Source organism: Rhizobium sp. SRI_017 (assembly GCF_057586295.1).
The window spans coordinates 1-208 of the sequence record NZ_JBYCZP010000130.1 but is presented as its reverse complement, the minus strand read 5'-3'; the positions used below and the strand labels follow the sequence as shown (position 1 = coordinate 208).

At 53.4% G+C, this 208-nt stretch carries 1 protein-coding gene; it reads right to left on the bottom strand.

All coding sequences use genetic code 11. The features are described 5' to 3' along the window. Positions 1-84: type II toxin-antitoxin system prevent-host-death family antitoxin (locus AC2YI2_RS35355; protein ID WP_487388665.1), on the bottom strand; the 84-nt coding region annotated here is incomplete at its 3' end. Positions 85-208 lie beyond the last annotated feature (124 nt).

Sequence of the window (208 nt, the reverse complement as noted above, 5' to 3'; positions counted from 1 at the left end):
AGTAATCTCCTGCGGCCCCTCATGGCGCGCCTTTTGCACGACCTTCGAGAATTGGTTCTTGGCGTCCTGCAGCTGCCATTCCATCGTCCTGCTCCAAGCTAGCTAGCCTGTCTAGCTATATAGCTCCGATCTGCGGCGCAGTGAAGCGCAAACTTCCCCAATTGTGGATGGTTTTTGCCGGAATTGCTGAGCACCTAACATATAGAGA